The organism is Caballeronia grimmiae (assembly GCF_000698555.1).
Lineage (GTDB): Bacteria > Pseudomonadota > Gammaproteobacteria > Burkholderiales > Burkholderiaceae > Caballeronia > Caballeronia grimmiae.
The window spans coordinates 183,150-199,308 of record NZ_JFHE01000006.1 but is presented as its reverse complement, the minus strand read 5'-3'; the positions used below and the strand labels follow the sequence as shown (position 1 = coordinate 199,308).

Annotated in this window: 13 protein-coding genes and 1 pseudogene; 8 read left to right on the top strand and 6 right to left on the bottom strand. The window is 63.2% G+C overall.

Features of this window, described 5'->3' with window-relative positions; all coding sequences use genetic code 11:
* Positions 1–21 precede the first annotated feature (21 nt).
* Positions 22–978 carry a LysR family transcriptional regulator gene (locus tag BG57_RS10005; protein ID WP_035962651.1) on the bottom strand — a complete coding sequence of 319 codons (957 nt, stop codon included), beginning with the start codon at positions 976–978 and terminating at the stop codon, positions 22–24.
* Positions 979–1,118: 140 nt separating this feature from the next.
* Between BG57_RS10005 and BG57_RS10000 the strand changes: the two genes are divergently transcribed.
* Entirely contained in the window at positions 1,119–2,183 is a 1,065-nt protein-coding gene (locus tag BG57_RS10000) for an Ldh family oxidoreductase (RefSeq protein WP_035962650.1), read from the top strand.
* Between the two features lie 57 nt (positions 2,184–2,240).
* Here the strand turns inward: BG57_RS10000 and BG57_RS09995 are convergent, their stop codons facing one another.
* From BG57_RS09995 to BG57_RS09985, 3 genes are all read right to left on the bottom strand, one after another.
* Positions 2,241–3,593 (bottom strand): MFS transporter, encoded by a 1,353-nt coding sequence (locus BG57_RS09995; protein ID WP_035962649.1) that lies wholly within the window; start codon positions 3,591–3,593, stop codon positions 2,241–2,243.
* A 249-nt stretch (positions 3,594–3,842) separates the two neighbouring features.
* Entirely contained in the window at positions 3,843–5,171 is a 1,329-nt protein-coding gene (locus tag BG57_RS09990; RefSeq protein WP_035962647.1) for an MFS transporter, read from the bottom strand.
* Positions 5,172–5,298: 127 nt separating this feature from the next.
* Entirely contained in the window at positions 5,299–6,258 is a 960-nt protein-coding gene (locus BG57_RS09985; protein WP_035962645.1) for an MBL fold metallo-hydrolase, read from the bottom strand.
* A gap of 110 nt (positions 6,259–6,368) precedes the next feature.
* Between BG57_RS09985 and BG57_RS34285 the strand changes: the two are divergent.
* Positions 6,369–8,058 (top strand): annotated as a pseudogene (locus BG57_RS34285) (IclR family transcriptional regulator).
* Between the two features lie 251 nt (positions 8,059–8,309).
* On the opposite strand, the gene BG57_RS09970 reads toward BG57_RS34285, so the two are convergent.
* Positions 8,310–8,555, bottom strand: coding sequence for a DUF2783 domain-containing protein (locus BG57_RS09970; protein WP_052005692.1), 246 nt, complete (start codon positions 8,553–8,555; stop codon positions 8,310–8,312).
* 6 nt (positions 8,556–8,561) lie between these two features.
* Positions 8,562–10,256, bottom strand: a complete 1,695-nt coding sequence (locus BG57_RS09965) for an FAD-dependent oxidoreductase (RefSeq protein WP_035962643.1) — start codon at positions 10,254–10,256, stop codon at positions 8,562–8,564.
* A 192-nt stretch (positions 10,257–10,448) separates the two neighbouring features.
* Here BG57_RS09965 and BG57_RS09960 point away from each other — a divergent pair, with 192 nt between their 5' ends.
* From BG57_RS09960 to BG57_RS09935, 6 genes are all read left to right on the top strand, one after another.
* Positions 10,449–10,994 (top strand): DUF488 domain-containing protein, encoded by a 546-nt coding sequence (locus BG57_RS09960; RefSeq protein WP_035962641.1) that lies wholly within the window; start codon positions 10,449–10,451, stop codon positions 10,992–10,994.
* 74 nt (positions 10,995–11,068) lie between these two features.
* Positions 11,069–11,941: a GNAT family N-acetyltransferase gene (locus BG57_RS09955; protein ID WP_035962771.1), complete on the top strand. Its 873-nt coding sequence runs from the start codon at positions 11,069–11,071 to the stop codon at positions 11,939–11,941.
* 3 nt (positions 11,942–11,944) lie between these two features.
* Entirely contained in the window at positions 11,945–12,871 is a 927-nt protein-coding gene (locus BG57_RS09950) for a 2-hydroxyacid dehydrogenase (protein WP_035962640.1), read from the top strand.
* 165 nt (positions 12,872–13,036) lie between these two features.
* Complete coding sequence (locus BG57_RS09945; RefSeq protein ID WP_035962639.1) at positions 13,037–14,446, top strand: aspartate aminotransferase family protein; 1,410 nt, start codon at positions 13,037–13,039, stop codon at positions 14,444–14,446.
* A gap of 43 nt (positions 14,447–14,489) precedes the next feature.
* Complete coding sequence (locus BG57_RS09940) at positions 14,490–14,987, top strand: Lrp/AsnC family transcriptional regulator (protein ID WP_035962638.1); 498 nt, start codon at positions 14,490–14,492, stop codon at positions 14,985–14,987.
* Between the two features lie 98 nt (positions 14,988–15,085).
* Complete coding sequence (locus BG57_RS09935) at positions 15,086–16,150, top strand: tartrate dehydrogenase (RefSeq protein ID WP_035962637.1); 1,065 nt, start codon at positions 15,086–15,088, stop codon at positions 16,148–16,150.
* The last annotated feature ends 9 nt before the right edge of the window (positions 16,151–16,159 follow it).

The window sequence follows — 16,159 nt, the reverse complement described above, 5'->3', positions numbered from 1 at the left end:
GGCCCGCTTGCTGACCTCAACCTAACGGTGTTCGTCGCTCTGACGCGCGATCCCGACGAGAATATCGACGAATTCTTCTATCGGCTGCGATGCGATTTCGTTTTTTCGCGTGATGACGCTGTAGTTCGTCAGCGTGCGCCGAATGGGAACGCTTAGATAGCCTAACAATCCGTTCTTTACGTACTTGTCCATCGCCGATTGCGGCTGCAGCGACAGCATGTCGGTGGCCTGCAACAGTTCCAAGGTCGAAAAGATGGAAGGCGTCTCCACGATGCCGACCGGGGCCACCATCCCCGCAGCCGCGAACGTCTCCTCGAATAGCTGCCGCATCGCGGTGCCCGGCGGATAAAGAATCCACGGCCATCGTCCCAGATCGGCTATCTCCAGTTGCCGCTGCTTCAGCAAAGGATGATGCTGCCCGACGACCGCGCACGCGGGCTCCGCCAGCAGATCCACGACATCGAAGAGCGCCGCGTGGCGCGGCTCGGTCGGGCGGCCGACCATCACGTCGAGGCGCTTTTCTTCGAGCCACGTCGCCAGTTGATCGCTGCTCTGTTCGACGAGCTTGATGATGAGCCGTGGCCGCCTGCGCTGAATCTCCTTGATCGCGGCGATGACCAGTTGCGCAGCCGACGCCGGTATGAAACCCACCGTCAGATGGCCGTAGCCGCCGTTCCTGAGCGTGGCGAACTCTCCTGAGAACTTGCTCAGGTTGGCGAGGGTCGTGCTCGCATAGCGCACCGACAACTCACCCAGATAGGTCGGCCGCATCTCGCGCGGCAGCCGGTCGAAGAGCGACGCGCCGAGCATCGCTTCCACGTCGCTCAGGATCTTCGTCGCCGCAGGCTGCGTGACGTGCATCTGTTCGGCCGCAAGGCGCAGGTTGCGAGTACGGCCCAACAATTCCAGCAGTTGCAAATGCCTGAAGCGCAGCTTCGTTAAAACCTGAAAGGTCGAGATGGCGGAATCGCGGGACATAAGGGTAAACGCACACAGCCTCATAACCGGATGGAATGGATTCTACGCAATTAGCGATTGGACGCTTATCGAACGGCCAAACGACAATCGACGAGCGCAGTGAATCCAGACTCAATCCAATCCACAGACTCAGCCAAATCATGAACGCAAGAGTGCGATATTCCGCTACCGATCTGCAACGCTTTGCACAGGACCTGCTTGTTAAAGCGGGCCTGGATGAACCGAAGGCGCGAGCCGTTGCGAGCACGCTCGTCGACGGCGACCTGATGGGACACGACACCCACGGCCTCGCGTTGCTCGCCCCTTACATCGGCGAGATAGAACGTGCGGCAATGACATGCTCCGGCGAACCGGACGTGATCTCGGACCGCGGCGCGAGCCTGCTCTGGGATGGACGGCGTCTTCCCGGCCCGTGGCTCGTTTTGCAGGGCATCGAAACGCTCGCCCCGAGGGCGCGAGAATACGGAAGCGCGACGCTCGTGATTCGCCGCAGTCACCATATCGCGTGTCTTGCGAGCTATCTGGAGAAGGCCACGGCCGACGGCTTCATGATCGTGCTGAGCAGTTCGGACCCGGCGGTGCAAAGCGTCGCGCCGCACGGCGGCACACGTTCGGTCTTCACGCCGAATCCGATCGCCGCCGGCATTCCGACCTCGGGTACGCCTTTCCTGATCGACATCTCGTCATCGACGGTGACGAACGGCATGACCGCGCGTCTGCATAAAGCCGGCGAACTGTTCGATGAAGCCTGTTTCATCGATGCGAACGGCGAGCCGAGCCGCGATCCCGGCGTGTTGTCCGCCGATCCGCCCGGGTCGATCCTGCCGGTTGGCGGCATGACATGGGGTCACAAAGGCTTCGGCATGGCGCTGCTGATCGAGGCGATGACGGGTGGACTCGCGGGCCACGGTCGAGCCGATCCCGCTGACGGATGGGGTGCGACCGTGTTCCTGTCGCTATACGATCCGGCTGCGTTCGGCGGCCCCGCCGCGTTCCGCAGGCAGATGGACTGGATCGGTGACGCATGCCGCGAGAATCCGCCCCGCCCCGGCTTCTCGAATGTCCGGATGCCGGGCGATCGCGGACTGAGCCTCAAGCGCGAGCAACTGCGCGACGGCGTCGCGCTGTATCCCGGCATCGCGCCGGCGCTGGAAGCCTGCGCAGATCGGTATGAGCTGCGCTTTCCTGCGGCACTGACTGCGTAGTTTCTTCTTCGAAGCACCCGCGACGATCATCGCGGGTGCCATCTTCAGCCGCATCTTTTATGCATTGCGCGTCTGCACGGCCGCCGGTATCGGCTGACGCACGAGCACCCAATAGCCGACTACCGCGATAGCGGCCACCGCCGCTCCGACGAACAACGCAGGCTGGAACGAGTGCGACTGCTGCACGATGAAGCCCGTGATAACCGGCGCCAACGCGCCTCCGAAGTACCCTCCGAAGTTCTGCATCGCGCCGATGGATGCGGTGCAGTTGGCCGGCGCCGCCACGGAAGCCATCGCCCACGCGGCGCTGCTCGATACATACAGCAGCAACATCGAGATGGAGATGAAGACGACCGCGAGCGTCGCGCTGTGCGTGAGGCCCGTCAGGACCGTGAAGAACGCGACGCCCAGCAACGATGCAGCCATCGGATACTTGCGGCTGTTGATCGCGGAGACGCCTCGCTTCGCGAGCACATCGCACACCTTGCCGCCGGACAGACTGCCGACCACGCCGAAGAGATACGGAACCGCCGCGACCCATCCCGACTTCGCGATCGTCAAATGGAACTCCATTTGCAGATAGGTCGGCAGCCACGCGTTATACAGCCAGAGCACATAGATCGTGCCGAAGAAGCCCAGCAGCATGCCCCACGTCGTACCGAATCCGAACAGGCGGCGCCAGTCGTTCCATGTCGGGCGCGCTGCGACCTCTTCTTCGCCGTCGTTCAGATAGGCGCGCTCACGCTGCGTCAGATCGACCTGATGCGGATCGCGATGCACGAGGTAGAAGCCCAGTGCGACCACCAGTCCGGCAATGCCCATGATGCCGAACATCCATCGCCATCCGACCGTCAGCATGACGACTGTGAGCAACGGGGCCGATATCGCGGTACCCAGGGTCGATGAACTGTTCCATATGCCAGTCGCCGCGCCGCGCTCCTTCTTGCCGAACCAGTCGCGAACGACTTTCGCGCTCGTCGGGAATTGCGGCGCCTCGCCGATGCCCAGAATCATGCGCGCCGCGAAGAACTGCCCGAAGCTGTTCACGACGCCGCCGAACGCCTGCGCCACCGACCACGTCGCGAGACTGACCGACAGCATCACGCGCGCGCCGAAGCGATCGACGAATGCGCCTGCGGGCAATTGCGCGAACGCATAGGCCCAAAGAAACGCCGAAAGCAGCAGGCCCATTTCCGCGACCGAGAGTCCGAGGTCTTGTCGAATGAGCGGATTGGCGATCGACAGCGTCGCACGATCGATATAGTTGATGATCCCACTTAGTAGGAGCAACGCGAGCGCAGTGCGCTGAATTCTTCGCACTCTTGGCGATGCCTTGTCGCTCGCGGCGAAGTCGTGCGCGCCGCCTGCATCGGAATGCGGCGCACCTGAAACGGGGGACGACTGCTCCATGTATGAGTCTCCTGGCAAGATTTTTATCGTGGCTAATTCGTGTTCGACGCCGCACGCGCTGCTCGCAACTGGCGCAGCATGCACGGCAGGTGATCTGCGCACGATATGTCTGCCTCTGCCGGAAATCCAATCAAATTTACCGTCGAACCGATTCCATCTGTTTATGGCGGGCTAGGTGCAAACCCGCGCAAGCTTGTCTGTCGAGAGAGATTTCAATGCCAGGCGATGAACGCATTGCCCCCGCCCGCATCAACGCGCTCGCGTATCGCTGGCACGCACGCCTGCCAGCAGCGCGATGCCGCTCACCGTAAGCAAGCCCGCCAGCATGTACACCGCGAGATCCATGCTGCCCGTGCTCGTGCGAATCATGCCGATAACCCACGGACTCACGATTCCGCTCGTGATGCCGATACTGCTGATCAACGCGATGCCCGCCGCCGCCGCGTTCCCCGACAGATAGCTCGGCGGCACCGCCCAGAAGATCGGCAACGCGGCGAAGATGAGTACGGCGGCTGCCGAAAGAATGGCGAGCATCGCGGGGAAGCTGTCGAGATGAAGCGTCAGCGCCGCGAGCGCGATGCCACCGCCGATCGTGCAGAACGCGAAGTGCTTGCGGCGCTCCCCCATGCGATCGGAGTGGCGCGCGATGAGAATCAGGCCGATCGCGCCGATCGCATTCGGTATCACCGTGTAGAGACTTACCTGCATCACGTCCTTGATGCCGAAGTCACGAATCATCAGCGGCATCCAGAAGTTCAGCGTGAGCGAGGCACACGTCAGCGAAAAATAGATGAACGCAAAGAGATATACGCGCGGATTCAGGAGCGCCGCCGCGAAAGTGCGGGCATCGTGGCCGCTCTTCCCGGTGCGTTCCTGCGAACACAACGTAATCAGACGCGCCTTTTCTTCGCTGGAGAGCCATGCCGCATGTTCGGGCCGATCCACCAGATAGAACAGCGCGACGAACGCAAGCAGCACAGCAGGCGCGCCTTCGATCGCGAACATCCATTGCCAGCCGTGAAGGCCCATCACGCCGCTCATGTCGCGCATGATCCAGCCGGACACCAGTCCGCCGAGCACGCCCGCCACCGCCACGCCCGCGAAGAACACGGACATCACCGCCGCACGGCGATTCGCCGGGAACCAGTACGTGAGGTACAACACGATGCCGGGGAAAAAGCCCGCTTCGAACACGCCGAGCACGAAGCGCAGCAGATAGAAATGCGGTGGCTTGCTGACGAACATCATGCCCACCGAAGCGGCGCCCCAAAGCAGCATGATGCGTGTGAAGGTCCGACGCGCACCGTACTTCGCCAGCAGCATGTTGCTGGGCACTTCGCAGAGCACGTAGCCGATGTAGAACACCGCAGCACCGAGTCCGTACATGGCGTCGGAGAAGCCCAGATCGTGCTTCATCTGCAACTGCGCGAAGCCGATGTTGATCCGGTCCAGAAAGGATACGACGTAACACAGGAACAGGAACGGAATGATGCGCCACGCGACTTTCGCAATGAGGCGATCGTCTTCGACCGGAACGTTACGGATTCCTGATGATGCAATGTCGACGGATTGATGCATTGTCTCTCTCCAGAACGCCGCCTCATCAGAGGTCGGACGCACGCTCGCTGCCCGGACGTCTTTCGCGTCCTGGAACGTTAATCGGGAAAAGGGCCCGGTGCCGGGCCCATGAGCATAGCGACGAAGATCAGTCCTGCAGCGCGGCCCACATTTCCTTGTCGCGCTCAGCCGTCCAGATGCGCGGATGCTTGATGCCGCTCGCTTCGTCGTACGCGCGAGAAACATCGAACGGCAGGCAGTGCTCGTAGATGAATACGTTGCCGAACTTCGGGTCCATCGACTTGCGCGCGAGCGCCATCGCGTTCTTCAGATCGAGCTTCTGCGCGACGGCGTCGCGTCCCGCTTGCAAGAGCGTCGTCACGAAGTCCTTCGTGTAGTCGATGCCCTTGTCGACTGCCGCCGGATCGAGCAGCGCGGGACCGCGTCCCGGCACGAGCTTGTGCGGCTCCAGCTTTCGCAGCGCTTCGAGCGTGGCGGGCCATTCTTCGAGTTGCGCGTCGCCGCAGTAGCAGGCTGCGTCGTATTCGACGAGATCGCCCGAGAACAAGACCTTCTGCGACGGCAGCCAGACAACCGTATCGCCCTTCGTATGGCCCGAGCCGAGATGCGCGATCTTCACTTCCAGCTTGCCGAGCCACAGCGTGATTTCTTTTTCGAACACGAGCGTCGGCCAGGTGAGGCCCGGCACGGTTTCGACGCCGGCGAACAGACGCGGAAAGCGCTCGATCTCCGACTTCATGTCCTGTTCGCCGCGCTCGACGATCATTTCATACGTGCCGCGGCTCGCGATGATCTGTTGCGCGCCCTCCTCGAAATACGCCGATGCACCCAGCACGCGCACCGCGTGATAGTGCGACAGCACCACGTATTTGATCGGCTTGTCGGTGACGGTGCGAATTCTGGCGATCAGGTCTTGCGCCATCGCGGGCGTCGCGGTCGTATCGACGATCAGCACGCCGTCGTCGCCGATGACGACGCCGGAATTCGGATCGCCCTCGGCCGTGTAGGCCCAGGCGTTGTCAGAAAGCTGCGTGAAGGTGATCTTCTTCTCTTCGAGGTCGGCCTGGGATGCGAACGCCTTTGCCATGTCTGTCTCCATTGATCGGCAGGGATGATGCATGGTCGCGCCGCCGTTGATATTTGTCAATAGCAACGTCATTTGCTATACGTGAACTACGGGAAAACCCCGGTTCTATGATGGACAGGCCGGATGCGCTAGCATCGGCCGATCGGACTGCGCGCAGGAGCGAAGCACCCTTGAAAGAAGTTACAGAGAAACCGCAACGAGGCATACAGAGTGTCGAAGTGGCCGGGCGCATTCTCGAAGCGCTCGCGAAACGCCGTGAGCCGGTCGCATTGAGCGAACTCGCCAACGCCGCCGCGCTGTCGACCGCGCAGGCGCATACCTATCTCGTCAGCCTGACGCGGCTCGGCCTCGTCAAGCGCGACGGACTCACCGGCTATTACGAGCCCGGCCCGCTCTCGCTGCGTCTCGGGCTGATGTTCGTCGAGCAGCAGGAGGCGTATCGCGTGGCCGCCTCTCATGCAGCGGGGCTCGCGGAAAGAATCGGCTATAGCGTGGCGGTGTGCGTTGCGGGCGCTCAGGGGCCGACCATCGTGCGGTATGAACGCGGCGGCTATCCGCTGCACGTGAACCTGCACGTCGGCACGGTGATGTCGCTGCAAACCACGTCCACCGGGCGCGTGTTCAGCGCGTTTCTCGATCCCGGCCAGCTTGCCGCGATGATGAAAGGCCAGGGCATCGACCGGCCGCGCATCGGCATGGACGATACGGCTGCCCCGGATAACGCCGTCTGGCAGGCTAACCTCGATGACACGCGAAAGCGCGGCATGGCGCGCAGCGTCGACATGCCGAGCCCCGGCATCAGCAGCCTGAGCGTGCCGGTCCTCGACGCCGATGGGCATCTGCAACTCGCGCTGACGGTCATCGGCCCGTCGGGCGCGATGGACGTGACCTGGACCGGCGACATCGCACGCGAGCTGCGTGACGTCGCGCGGCGCATCACCGAAGCACTGACTCAGCCATCATCCATTCATGCCCTCTGATTTTTTCCCGAACCCGTACGACGCCGCGTCGTCCGAAGCGAAGGCGCAGCGCGGCATCAATGCGCTCGACAGCACGGGCGAACTGCTGAACGCGCTGGTGTCGGCGAGCCGCCCGATGAACCTGCGCGATCTCGCCGCCGCTGCGGGCATGCCGCCCGCCAAGGCATTTCCGCACCTCGTCAGTCTTCAGAAGATCGGCCTGCTCTCGCGCGACGACGACGGCTGCTTTTCCGCGGGCGCACTCGGCTTCGAACTGGGTCTCATCGCGCTGCAACGCCTTTCGCCGACGCGCGATGCCGAACCCGAAATCGTCTCGCTCGCCGCCGCGACGCAACTGAGCGTCGCCGCCGCCACGCTCGGTCCGCTCGGGCCGACGGTGATCCGGCTGGAAGAGTCCGCGCGGCCGCAGCACATCAGCCTGCGCGTCGGCACGGTGATGTCGCTCGTCAATACGGCAATCGGACGTGTCTTTGCAGCGCATATGTCGGAAGACGTGCTGGAAGGCTTGCTCGCACAGGAACCGATCCGGCTCGCCGGCGCGGCAACGAAGCCGCCGCTCCAACGCGAGTATCGCGAGCGGCTGGAACGCATCCGCGAGCGCGGCATCGACGAAGCCTTCGACGCGCCGGTTCCCGGCGTCGGCACGTTCGCCGCGCCGATTTTCGATCATACCGGCAGCATCCGGCTGGTGATCGCGGTGATCGGCTCGTCGCGGGGCATCGACCGCGACTACGACGGTCCGGTCGCGCGGGCGCTGCTCGCGGCGACACAGCGGCTTTCGTGGCGCTTCGGCGCAGGCGCGACGATGACGGGCCGGTGAGCGGCATCGTGATGAGCGATTCCACGTAAGCAACGGGAAACGGCGACTAATCTGACGGGCGTCTTCGGCAGCGCCGCGTGTCGTCGACGAAGCGATCGATCTCTAACGCACTGAACGGCCGATGCCGCTCCGCATACAGCCTCTTGCGACGCGCTGCGGCGAATCGAGTCCAGCGCGCGGCACATCGTTGCCAAAGCCGATTCATACGCACAGCGTTGTCCGCGCGTCAGCGCCGCGATGCGCTTCAGCCATCAACGTTCCGTCGAGTGCGTGAGAACGCTGGCGCAATCGCCTTCAATCACGCCTACGCCCGAGCGGGCTTTCGCAAACGCCTCGACGAGCACGTCCATATCGCCGATATGATTCGCGAGCAGCAGCACGAGCTTGGCGTTGACCATCTGGCTGTCGGCATCGGAGAGGCCGTTGTGCGTGTCTATCAGACGCTCGTAGAAAGCGTCCATATCCGCGATGTTCGGTTCGAGGTTCAGATGGCTCATCGTCGTTCATCCGTTGACTTGGGCATTGCAGGTCGCGCGGTTCACGGCTGTGCGGACCGAGGCGACGTCGAGCGCGCGCCAGCGTGCGCAGACGTGCTGATCCGGACGCAGCAAATAGAACGTGCCGGGGCGCGCATCGAAGCGATGCGTCACGATGCCCTCCACGTCCTCGATCACCTTCGCGTCGGCGATTGGAGGGGTCTTCATGCCGCGCGGCGCGACGATCAGCGCACGCACGCGCACCGGCAGCCGTCCGAGCGCGGCGAGCCGTCCGGCTGTCTCTTCGATGTCGTCGTGCAGCCCGCAGAAATACACGCCCGTGAACTGGCCGCCTGAAGTCTGGGGCAAGAACCACGCGTCTTCGCCATCGACGGCGACGGGCGCATCGGTGCAAACCGCGCCGGGGACCATGGTGCAGGAGAACGCATCGGCGGAATCGTCCGGCGTGTTGAGCGGCGAGTTCGACAGCACCGCCGGCACGGACAGCCGCCCGCTATTGACGATGCGGCGCGCGAATGCGCTGTCCTTCGCGAGCTTCAGCGCCGCGTCGCGGAACAGGCGCGAGACCGCGCTCTTGGGCGTGATGAAATCGGTCGCGCGGGTCGAATTGCGGATGTTTTCATCGGCAGCGTATTCGCGCTCCGATGCGTAGGTGTCGAGCAGCGCCGATGGCGCATCCCCGTTGACGACGAGCCGCAACTTCCACGCGAGGTTGTCGGCGTCCTGCACGCCGCTGTTCGCGCCGCGCGCACCGAACGGCGAGACGCCATGCGCGGAATCGCCGGCGAACAGCACGCGGCCGTGCCGGAACGAATCCATGCGCAGGCACGAGAACGTATAGACGCTGACCCATTCCAGTTCGAATTCGACGTTCTCGCCGAGCAGCGCCTTGACGCGCGGAATCACCCGCTCGGGCGCCTTCTCGGCAACCGGATCGGCGTCCCATCCAAGCTGGAAGTCGATGCGCCATACGTTATCCGGCTGGCGATGCAGCAGCACGGACTGATTGCGGTGAAACGGCGGATCGAACCAGAACCAGCGTTCGGTCGGGAACGACGCCTTCATCTTCACATCGGCGATCAGGAACCGGTCCTTGAACGTGCGGCCCCGGCTATCGAGACCGAGCATGGCGCGCACGGGGCTGCGCGCGCCATCGGCGGCGACGACATACTGCGCGCGCAGCGGATACGTGCCGTCAGGCGTCTCGATCTGCAATTCGACGTGCCCATCGTGCTGCGTCAAGCCGACGACATCGCTTTTCCAGCGCATCTGCAGGTTGTCGAGCTGTATTGCGCGATCGGCGAGAAAGCCTTCGACGTAGTACTGCTGGAGGTTGATGAACGCAGGCCGCGCATGGCCCGTTTCCGGCAGCAGGTTGAACGTATAGATCAGTTCGTCCTGAAGGAACACCTTGCCGACGTTCCAGCTCACGCCCTTTTCGACCATGCGATCGCCGCAGCCCAGCCGATCGAAGATTTCGAGCGTGCGCTTGGCAAAGCAGATCGCGCGCGAGCCGGTCGACAGGGTGTCGTCGTTATCGACGAGCACGACCTTCACGCCTTGCTGCGCGAGATCGATCGCGGTGGAAAGCCCGACCGGCCCCGCGCCGATGACGACCACCGGATGCACCGCGTCCGACGGCGCATCGTGCTCGGCCGGCCGGACGTAGTCGAATCGCAACTTTTGATAATCGGTCTGCATGCCGCGTCTCCCGCCACTCAATTTATCTATAGCAACTATTCTTGCTATACGTGAATTGATGCTCATTGTAGGACGCGGCTGGAAGTTGAAAATCTGTGTAAACCCTAGGGACGTGCGTTGTCCCGGGATGGCGTTTGTTCTCGTCCACGGCACGGCCCCTGCTTCATTCAATTTCACACTGACGAGCGCCCGATGCCCCTGCCCTTCTACACCGTCGGCCATTCGACCCGAACCATCGACGAGCTAGCCGCGCTCTTGCGAACAGCGGACGTGCAGCAGCTAGTCGACATCCGCACAGTGCCGAAATCCCGGACGAATCCCCAGTTCAACGCCGACACGTTTCCCGCGAGCCTCGCGCCCTACGGCATCGCATATGAGCGAATCGCCGAACTGGGCGGTCTGCGCAGCAAAGCGAAAGACATTGCGCCGGATCGGAACGGCTTCTGGGAGAACCGCAGCTTTCACAACTACGCGGACTATGCGCTGTCTGACTCCTTCCGCAGCGGTCTCGACGAACTGATCCGCCTCGGCCGTCGGCAACGCTGCGCCGTCATGTGTTCCGAAGCGGTCTGGTGGCGCTGTCACCGGCGCATCGTCGCGGACTATCTGCTCGCGCACGGCGAGACCGTATTTCACTTGATGGGCGACGACCGCATCGAAGAAGCGCATCTGACGCAAGGCGCCGTCGTCCGCGCGCCGGGCATCGTTCACTATCCGGTTCAAAATCCGGCGACATGACGCAGCAGGATCGTCCTATCCGCGCCCCGGGCAGCGTGTCAAAGTGACAGGCATCTTCCAACGTGGAGCATGCCGTGTCGGCCGCCGAAACATCCGCTCTTCTCTACCGCCCTTTCACCGTCGATGACATCCCCGCCGCACACGCGCTCTCGCTCGAAGTGAAATGGCCGCATCGCGCCGACGACTGGCGCTTCGTGCTCGATGTCGGCGCTGGCTTTATCGCGCAGGACGGCGAACGCGTCGTCGGCACGGCGCTCTGCTGGAAGCACGGCGACGCGGGCGGATCGCTCGGCATGGTCATCGTCGCGCCCGACAGCCAGGGCAAAGGTATCGGACGCAAGCTGATGGAACTGCTGCTCGAGGCGCTCGGCAGCCGCATCACCGTGCTGCACGCAACGCCCGCCGGCGAGCCGCTTTATGCGAAGCTCGGATTCAGGCGCGTCGGCGCGGTCCATCAGCATCAATCCGCCAGTTTCTCCGTGCCAGTCGTGAATCTGCGGCCCGGCGAGCGCATTCGCGCGATCGAACCGGGCGATACCGCCCCGCTCGTCGCGCTCGCATCGCGGGCAAGCGGATTCGATCGCAGCGCGGTGCTGCCGGCGCTATTGCGCATCGCGCAAGGCGTGCTGATCGAGCGCGAAGGGCAAACGCTCGGCTTCGCGCTCATCCGCGAATTCGGGCGCGGTCATGCGATCGGCCCGGTCGTCGCGAGCACCGCCGGTCAGGAGCACATGCGCCATGCGCAGGCGCTCATCGCGCATCTTCTGGCACGCAACGAAGATCGCTTTACGCGCATCGATACGCCCGGCGAAAGCGGCCTGTCGGACTGGCTCGCGGCGCTCGGCCTGCCGCGTGTCGATACCGTCATCAAGATGGCGCGCAACGGCACGCCGCCGCACGACGAATCCGTCGCGCAGTTCGCGATCATCAATCAAGGTCTAGGCTGATCCATGACGATCCTCTACAAGGCCGATCCCGAGCGCGGCAAGCAATGGGCGCAGCACTTCGCGCAAAAGGCGCCGGACGTGCCCTTCCGTTTGTGGCCCGATATCGGCGACGCCGCCGCCGTCCGCTATCTCGCCGCATGGCAGCCGCCCGCCGGCATCATGCAGACGCTGCCCAATCTCGAAGTGATCTTCTCGGTGGGCGCGGGCATCGATCAGTTCGATTTGTCCGCCGTGCCGGAGCATGTGGCGGTCGTGCGGATGACCGAGCCGGGCATCGTGGAAGGCATGACGGAATACGTGACGCAGGCGGTGCTCACGATTCACCGGGACCTGCTCGACTACGCAACGCTGCAACGCGAGCGTGCATGGCGCGAGATGCCCGTGCGCGCCGCTTCGACGCGGCGCATCGGCGTGCTCGGCCTCGGCATGCTCGGCACGGCGGTGCTGAACACGCTGCGTCTCTTCGGCTTTCCGTGCGCGGGATGGAGCCGCTCGCAGCACGAGATAGAAGGCGTCGAATGTTATGCGGGCGCTGCATCCTTCGACGCCTTCCTCGCCCGCACCGATATCCTCGTCTGCCTGCTGCCGCTCACCGCTGCGACGCGCGGCGTCATCAATCGGCACGTCTTCGCGACGCTGCCGAAAGGCGCGTCGTTCATCAACGTCGGGCGCGGCCCGCACGTGATTCAGCAGGATCTGCTTGATGCGCTCGACAGCGGCCATCTGCATGCCGCCATTCTCGATGTGACCGATCCCGAACCCTTGCCGCCGACGCATCCGTTTTGGACGCATCCGCGCGTGCGCCTGACGCCGCATATCGCGAGCGCCACGCGCCCCGAAAGCGCCGTCGACGTGGTGCTGGACAATCTGCGGCGTCACCGCGCGGGGGAACGGATGATCGGCGAGATAGACCGCACGCGCGGCTACTGAAGCCATCGGCTGGAGCGTTCAGCACAAAATGCTGCGCGGCCCCTCAAAACGCCGCATTTGCGCTATTTGGCGATTTTTTTTGGCGATGCGCGCGATGCCTTCCTGCCGATACGATGGAAGCGGTCAAGAGCCATTCCGAACACTTCGCGAAGAGGAAGCAGCATCATGTCGATCAAGTCGCTCGTCGAGTCCGACCGCAAGCATCTGATTCATCCCGTCGTCAGCTATCGCGCGCATGAAGCGCGCGGCGTCACCGTGCTCGATTCCGCCGATGGCGTGTTCCTGCGCGATATCGAAGGCAATCAGCTGCTCGACGCGTTCTCGGGCCTCTGGTGTGTGAACACGGGTTATGGGCAAGCGAGCATCGTCGAAGCCGCTACGAAACAGATGGCGAAGCTGCCTTATGCGACCGGTTATTTCCACTTCGGCTCCGAGCCCGCGATCGAACTGGCCGCGAAGCTCGTCGAGCTCGCGCCGGCATCGCTGCAGCACGTGTACTTCACGCTCGGCGGCTCCGATGCAGTCGACTCCGCAATTCGCTTCATCACGCACTACTACAACGCAACGGGCCGTCCGTCGAAGAAGCATTTCATCGCGCTGCAACGCGGGTATCACGGATCGTCGTCCATCGGCGCGGGGCTGACGGCCTTGCCCGCGTTTCATCGCAACTTCGATCTGCCGCAGCGCACGCAGCATCACATTCCGTCGCCGTATGCGTATCGCAACGATTACGCGGACGACGCCGCGCTCATCGATGCATCGGTGAAAGCGCTCGAAGCAAAAGTGGCCGAACTCGGCGCGGACAACGTCGCTGCGTTTTTCTGCGAGCCGATTCAGGGCTCGGGCGGCGTGATCGTGCCGCCCGCCGGCTGGCTGAAAGCGATGCGCGATGCCTGCCGCAAGCTCGATATCCTCTTCGTCGCCGATGAAGTCATCACCGGTTTCGGCCGCACCGGTCCGCTCTTCGCTTGCGAAGGCGAAGGCGTCGAGCCGGACCTGATGACGGTCGCGAAAGGTCTGACGGCAGGCTATGCGCCGATGGGCGCGGTGCTTATGTCGGATGCGGTCTATCAGGGCATCGCGAATGGCGGCGATGCAGCGGCGCCGATCGGTCATGGTCATACCTATTCGGCGCATCCGGTGAGCGCGGCCATCGGTCTCGAAGTCATGCGGCTCTATCACGAAGGCGGCCTGCTGGCGAACGGCCAGGCGCAAGCGCCGCGCTTCGCACAAGGGCTCGATGCGCTGCTCGATCACCCGCTCGTCGGCGATTCGCGTCATCGCGGCTTGCTCGGTGCGCTCGAACTCGTCGCGGACAAGGACAGCAAGCGCGGCTTCGATGCATCGCTCAAGCTGCCCGATCGCATCGCGGCGGCGGCGTATCGCAACGGGCTCGTGTTTCGCGCGTTCGGGGACAACATTCTCGGCTTCGCACCGGCGCTTTGCTATACGGAAGCGAACTTCGACATGCTGTTCGAGCGCCTCACCAAAACGCTCGACGACGTGCTCGCCGCAAGCGAGGTCCGCGCTGCGTTGAAGGGCGTTTCCGGATGCAGTTCCCGCGCGGCAGCGTGATAACATCGACCGACCGCCGACATGCAAGACCGACCCCGCCACGATGAGCAACGACAGCAAGCTGGACCGCCTCGATCTCCGCATTCTTTCGCAATTGCAGAAGCGCGGGCGCATCACGAACGTCGAGCTTGCCGATGCAGTCGGTCTGTCGCCCAGTCCTTGCCTGATTCGCGTAAAAAGGCTGGAAAAAGCGGGGTATATCGTCGGGTACGGTGCGCAGATTCAACTCGAGAAACTCGGCGACGTGCAGGTTGTCTTCACCGAAGTCACGCTCGCCGATCATCGCCGCGAGGACTTCATCAACTTCGTGAATGCGGTGAAGGATGTCGACGAGATCGTCGAGTGTCATCTCGCGAGCGGCGGCTACGACTATCTGCTCAAGTTCGTCACGCGCAGCGTGAGCCATTATCAAAGCATCATCGAAGGGCTGCTGGAGCGCGGCATCGGCATCGAGAAGTACTTCAGCTACGTCATCATCAAGACGTCGTTCGTGAAGTCGCACTATCCGCTCGAAACGCTCTTCTCGCAGCCGCAACACTGAGGCGCACGCCTCGTCTCTCTTTCGTTTTGTCGAAGGCACGCTCGCGCTTGTGCACGCGCGTGCTTTTTCACGTCGGTCAACTTCACGCGGAGTAATCCATGTCCAGCACCTATCGCATTGCCGTGATTCCGGGCGACGGCATCGGCAAGGAAGTCATGCCCGAAGCACTGCGCGCGCTCGATGCCGTGAGCAAGCGTTTCGGCATCGCGCTCGAATACCGGCAGATCGAATGGGCGAGCTGCGATTACTACGCGCAGCACGGCCAGATGATGCCCGACGACTGGAAAGCCCAGTTGCAGGACGCCGATGCAATTCTGTTCGGCGCGGTCGGCTGGCCGCAGACGGTGCCGGACCATATCTCGCTGTGGGGCTCGTTGCTGAAGTTTCGACGCGAGTTCGATCAGTACATCAATCTGCGTCCCGCGCGCCTTTTCGAGGGCGTGCCCTCGCCGCTCGCCAATCGCAAGGCGGGCGACATCGAATTCATGATCGTGCGCGAGAATACCGAAGGCGAGTATTCGGCGGTCGGCGGCGTGTCGTTCGAAGGCACGGAGCGCGAGTTCGTCTCGCAGACTTCCATCTTCACGCGCAAGGGCGCCGAGCGCGTGCTGAAGTTTGCATTCGATCTGGCGCAAAAGCGCGAGAAGAAAATCACGGTAGCGACGAAGAGCAACGGCATCTCGATCAGCATGCCGTGGTGGGATGCACGCGCCGCCGAGATCGCGCAGCAGTATCCTGACATCGAGTGGGACAAGCAGCACATCGACATTCTGTGCGCGCGCTTCGTGCTGAATCCGGATCGCTTCGACGTGGTCGTCGCGACCAATCTCTTCGGCGATATTCTTTCCGATCTCGGCCCCGCATGCACGGGCACAATCGGCATCGCGCCATCGGCCAACATGAACCCCGAGCGCAACTTTCCGTCGCTGTTCGAGCCGGTTCACGGTTCCGCGCCGGATATCGCGGGCAAGGGCATCGCCAATCCCATTGCGATGATCTGGTCCGCTGCGATGATGCTCGACTTCCTCGGCGAACGTGACGCGCACGACGCGATGCTCGCCGCCATTTCCGCGGTGCTGAAAGAAGGCCCGCGTACCGGCGATCTGGGCGGCACGGCGAAGACGGCGGACGTCGGCGCGGCGATCGCCCAACTGCTGGGCTGATGTTTCCGG

Excerpts from the sequence above, each read along its gene's own strand:
- BG57_RS10005 (WP_035962651.1), bottom strand. The coding sequence starts at position 978 with ATGTCCCGCGATTCCGCCATCTCGACCTTTCAGGTTTTAACGAAGCTG.
- BG57_RS10000 (WP_035962650.1), top strand. The coding sequence starts at position 1,119 with ATGAACGCAAGAGTGCGATATTCCGCTACCGATCTGCAACGCTTTGCA.
- BG57_RS09995 (WP_035962649.1), bottom strand. The coding sequence starts at position 3,593 with ATGGAGCAGTCGTCCCCCGTTTCAGGTGCGCCGCATTCCGATGCAGGC.
- BG57_RS09990 (WP_035962647.1), bottom strand. The coding sequence starts at position 5,171 with ATGCATCAATCCGTCGACATTGCATCATCAGGAATCCGTAACGTTCCG.
- BG57_RS09985 (WP_035962645.1), bottom strand. The coding sequence starts at position 6,258 with ATGGCAAAGGCGTTCGCATCCCAGGCCGACCTCGAAGAGAAGAAGATC.
- BG57_RS09970 (WP_052005692.1), bottom strand. The coding sequence starts at position 8,555 with ATGAGCCATCTGAACCTCGAACCGAACATCGCGGATATGGACGCTTTC.
- BG57_RS09965 (WP_035962643.1), bottom strand. The coding sequence starts at position 10,256 with ATGCAGACCGATTATCAAAAGTTGCGATTCGACTACGTCCGGCCGGCC.
- BG57_RS09960 (WP_035962641.1), top strand. The coding sequence starts at position 10,449 with ATGCCCCTGCCCTTCTACACCGTCGGCCATTCGACCCGAACCATCGAC.
- BG57_RS09950 (WP_035962640.1), top strand. The coding sequence starts at position 11,945 with ATGACGATCCTCTACAAGGCCGATCCCGAGCGCGGCAAGCAATGGGCG.
- BG57_RS09945 (WP_035962639.1), top strand. The coding sequence starts at position 13,037 with ATGTCGATCAAGTCGCTCGTCGAGTCCGACCGCAAGCATCTGATTCAT.
- BG57_RS09940 (WP_035962638.1), top strand. The coding sequence starts at position 14,490 with ATGAGCAACGACAGCAAGCTGGACCGCCTCGATCTCCGCATTCTTTCG.
- BG57_RS09935 (WP_035962637.1), top strand. The coding sequence starts at position 15,086 with ATGTCCAGCACCTATCGCATTGCCGTGATTCCGGGCGACGGCATCGGC.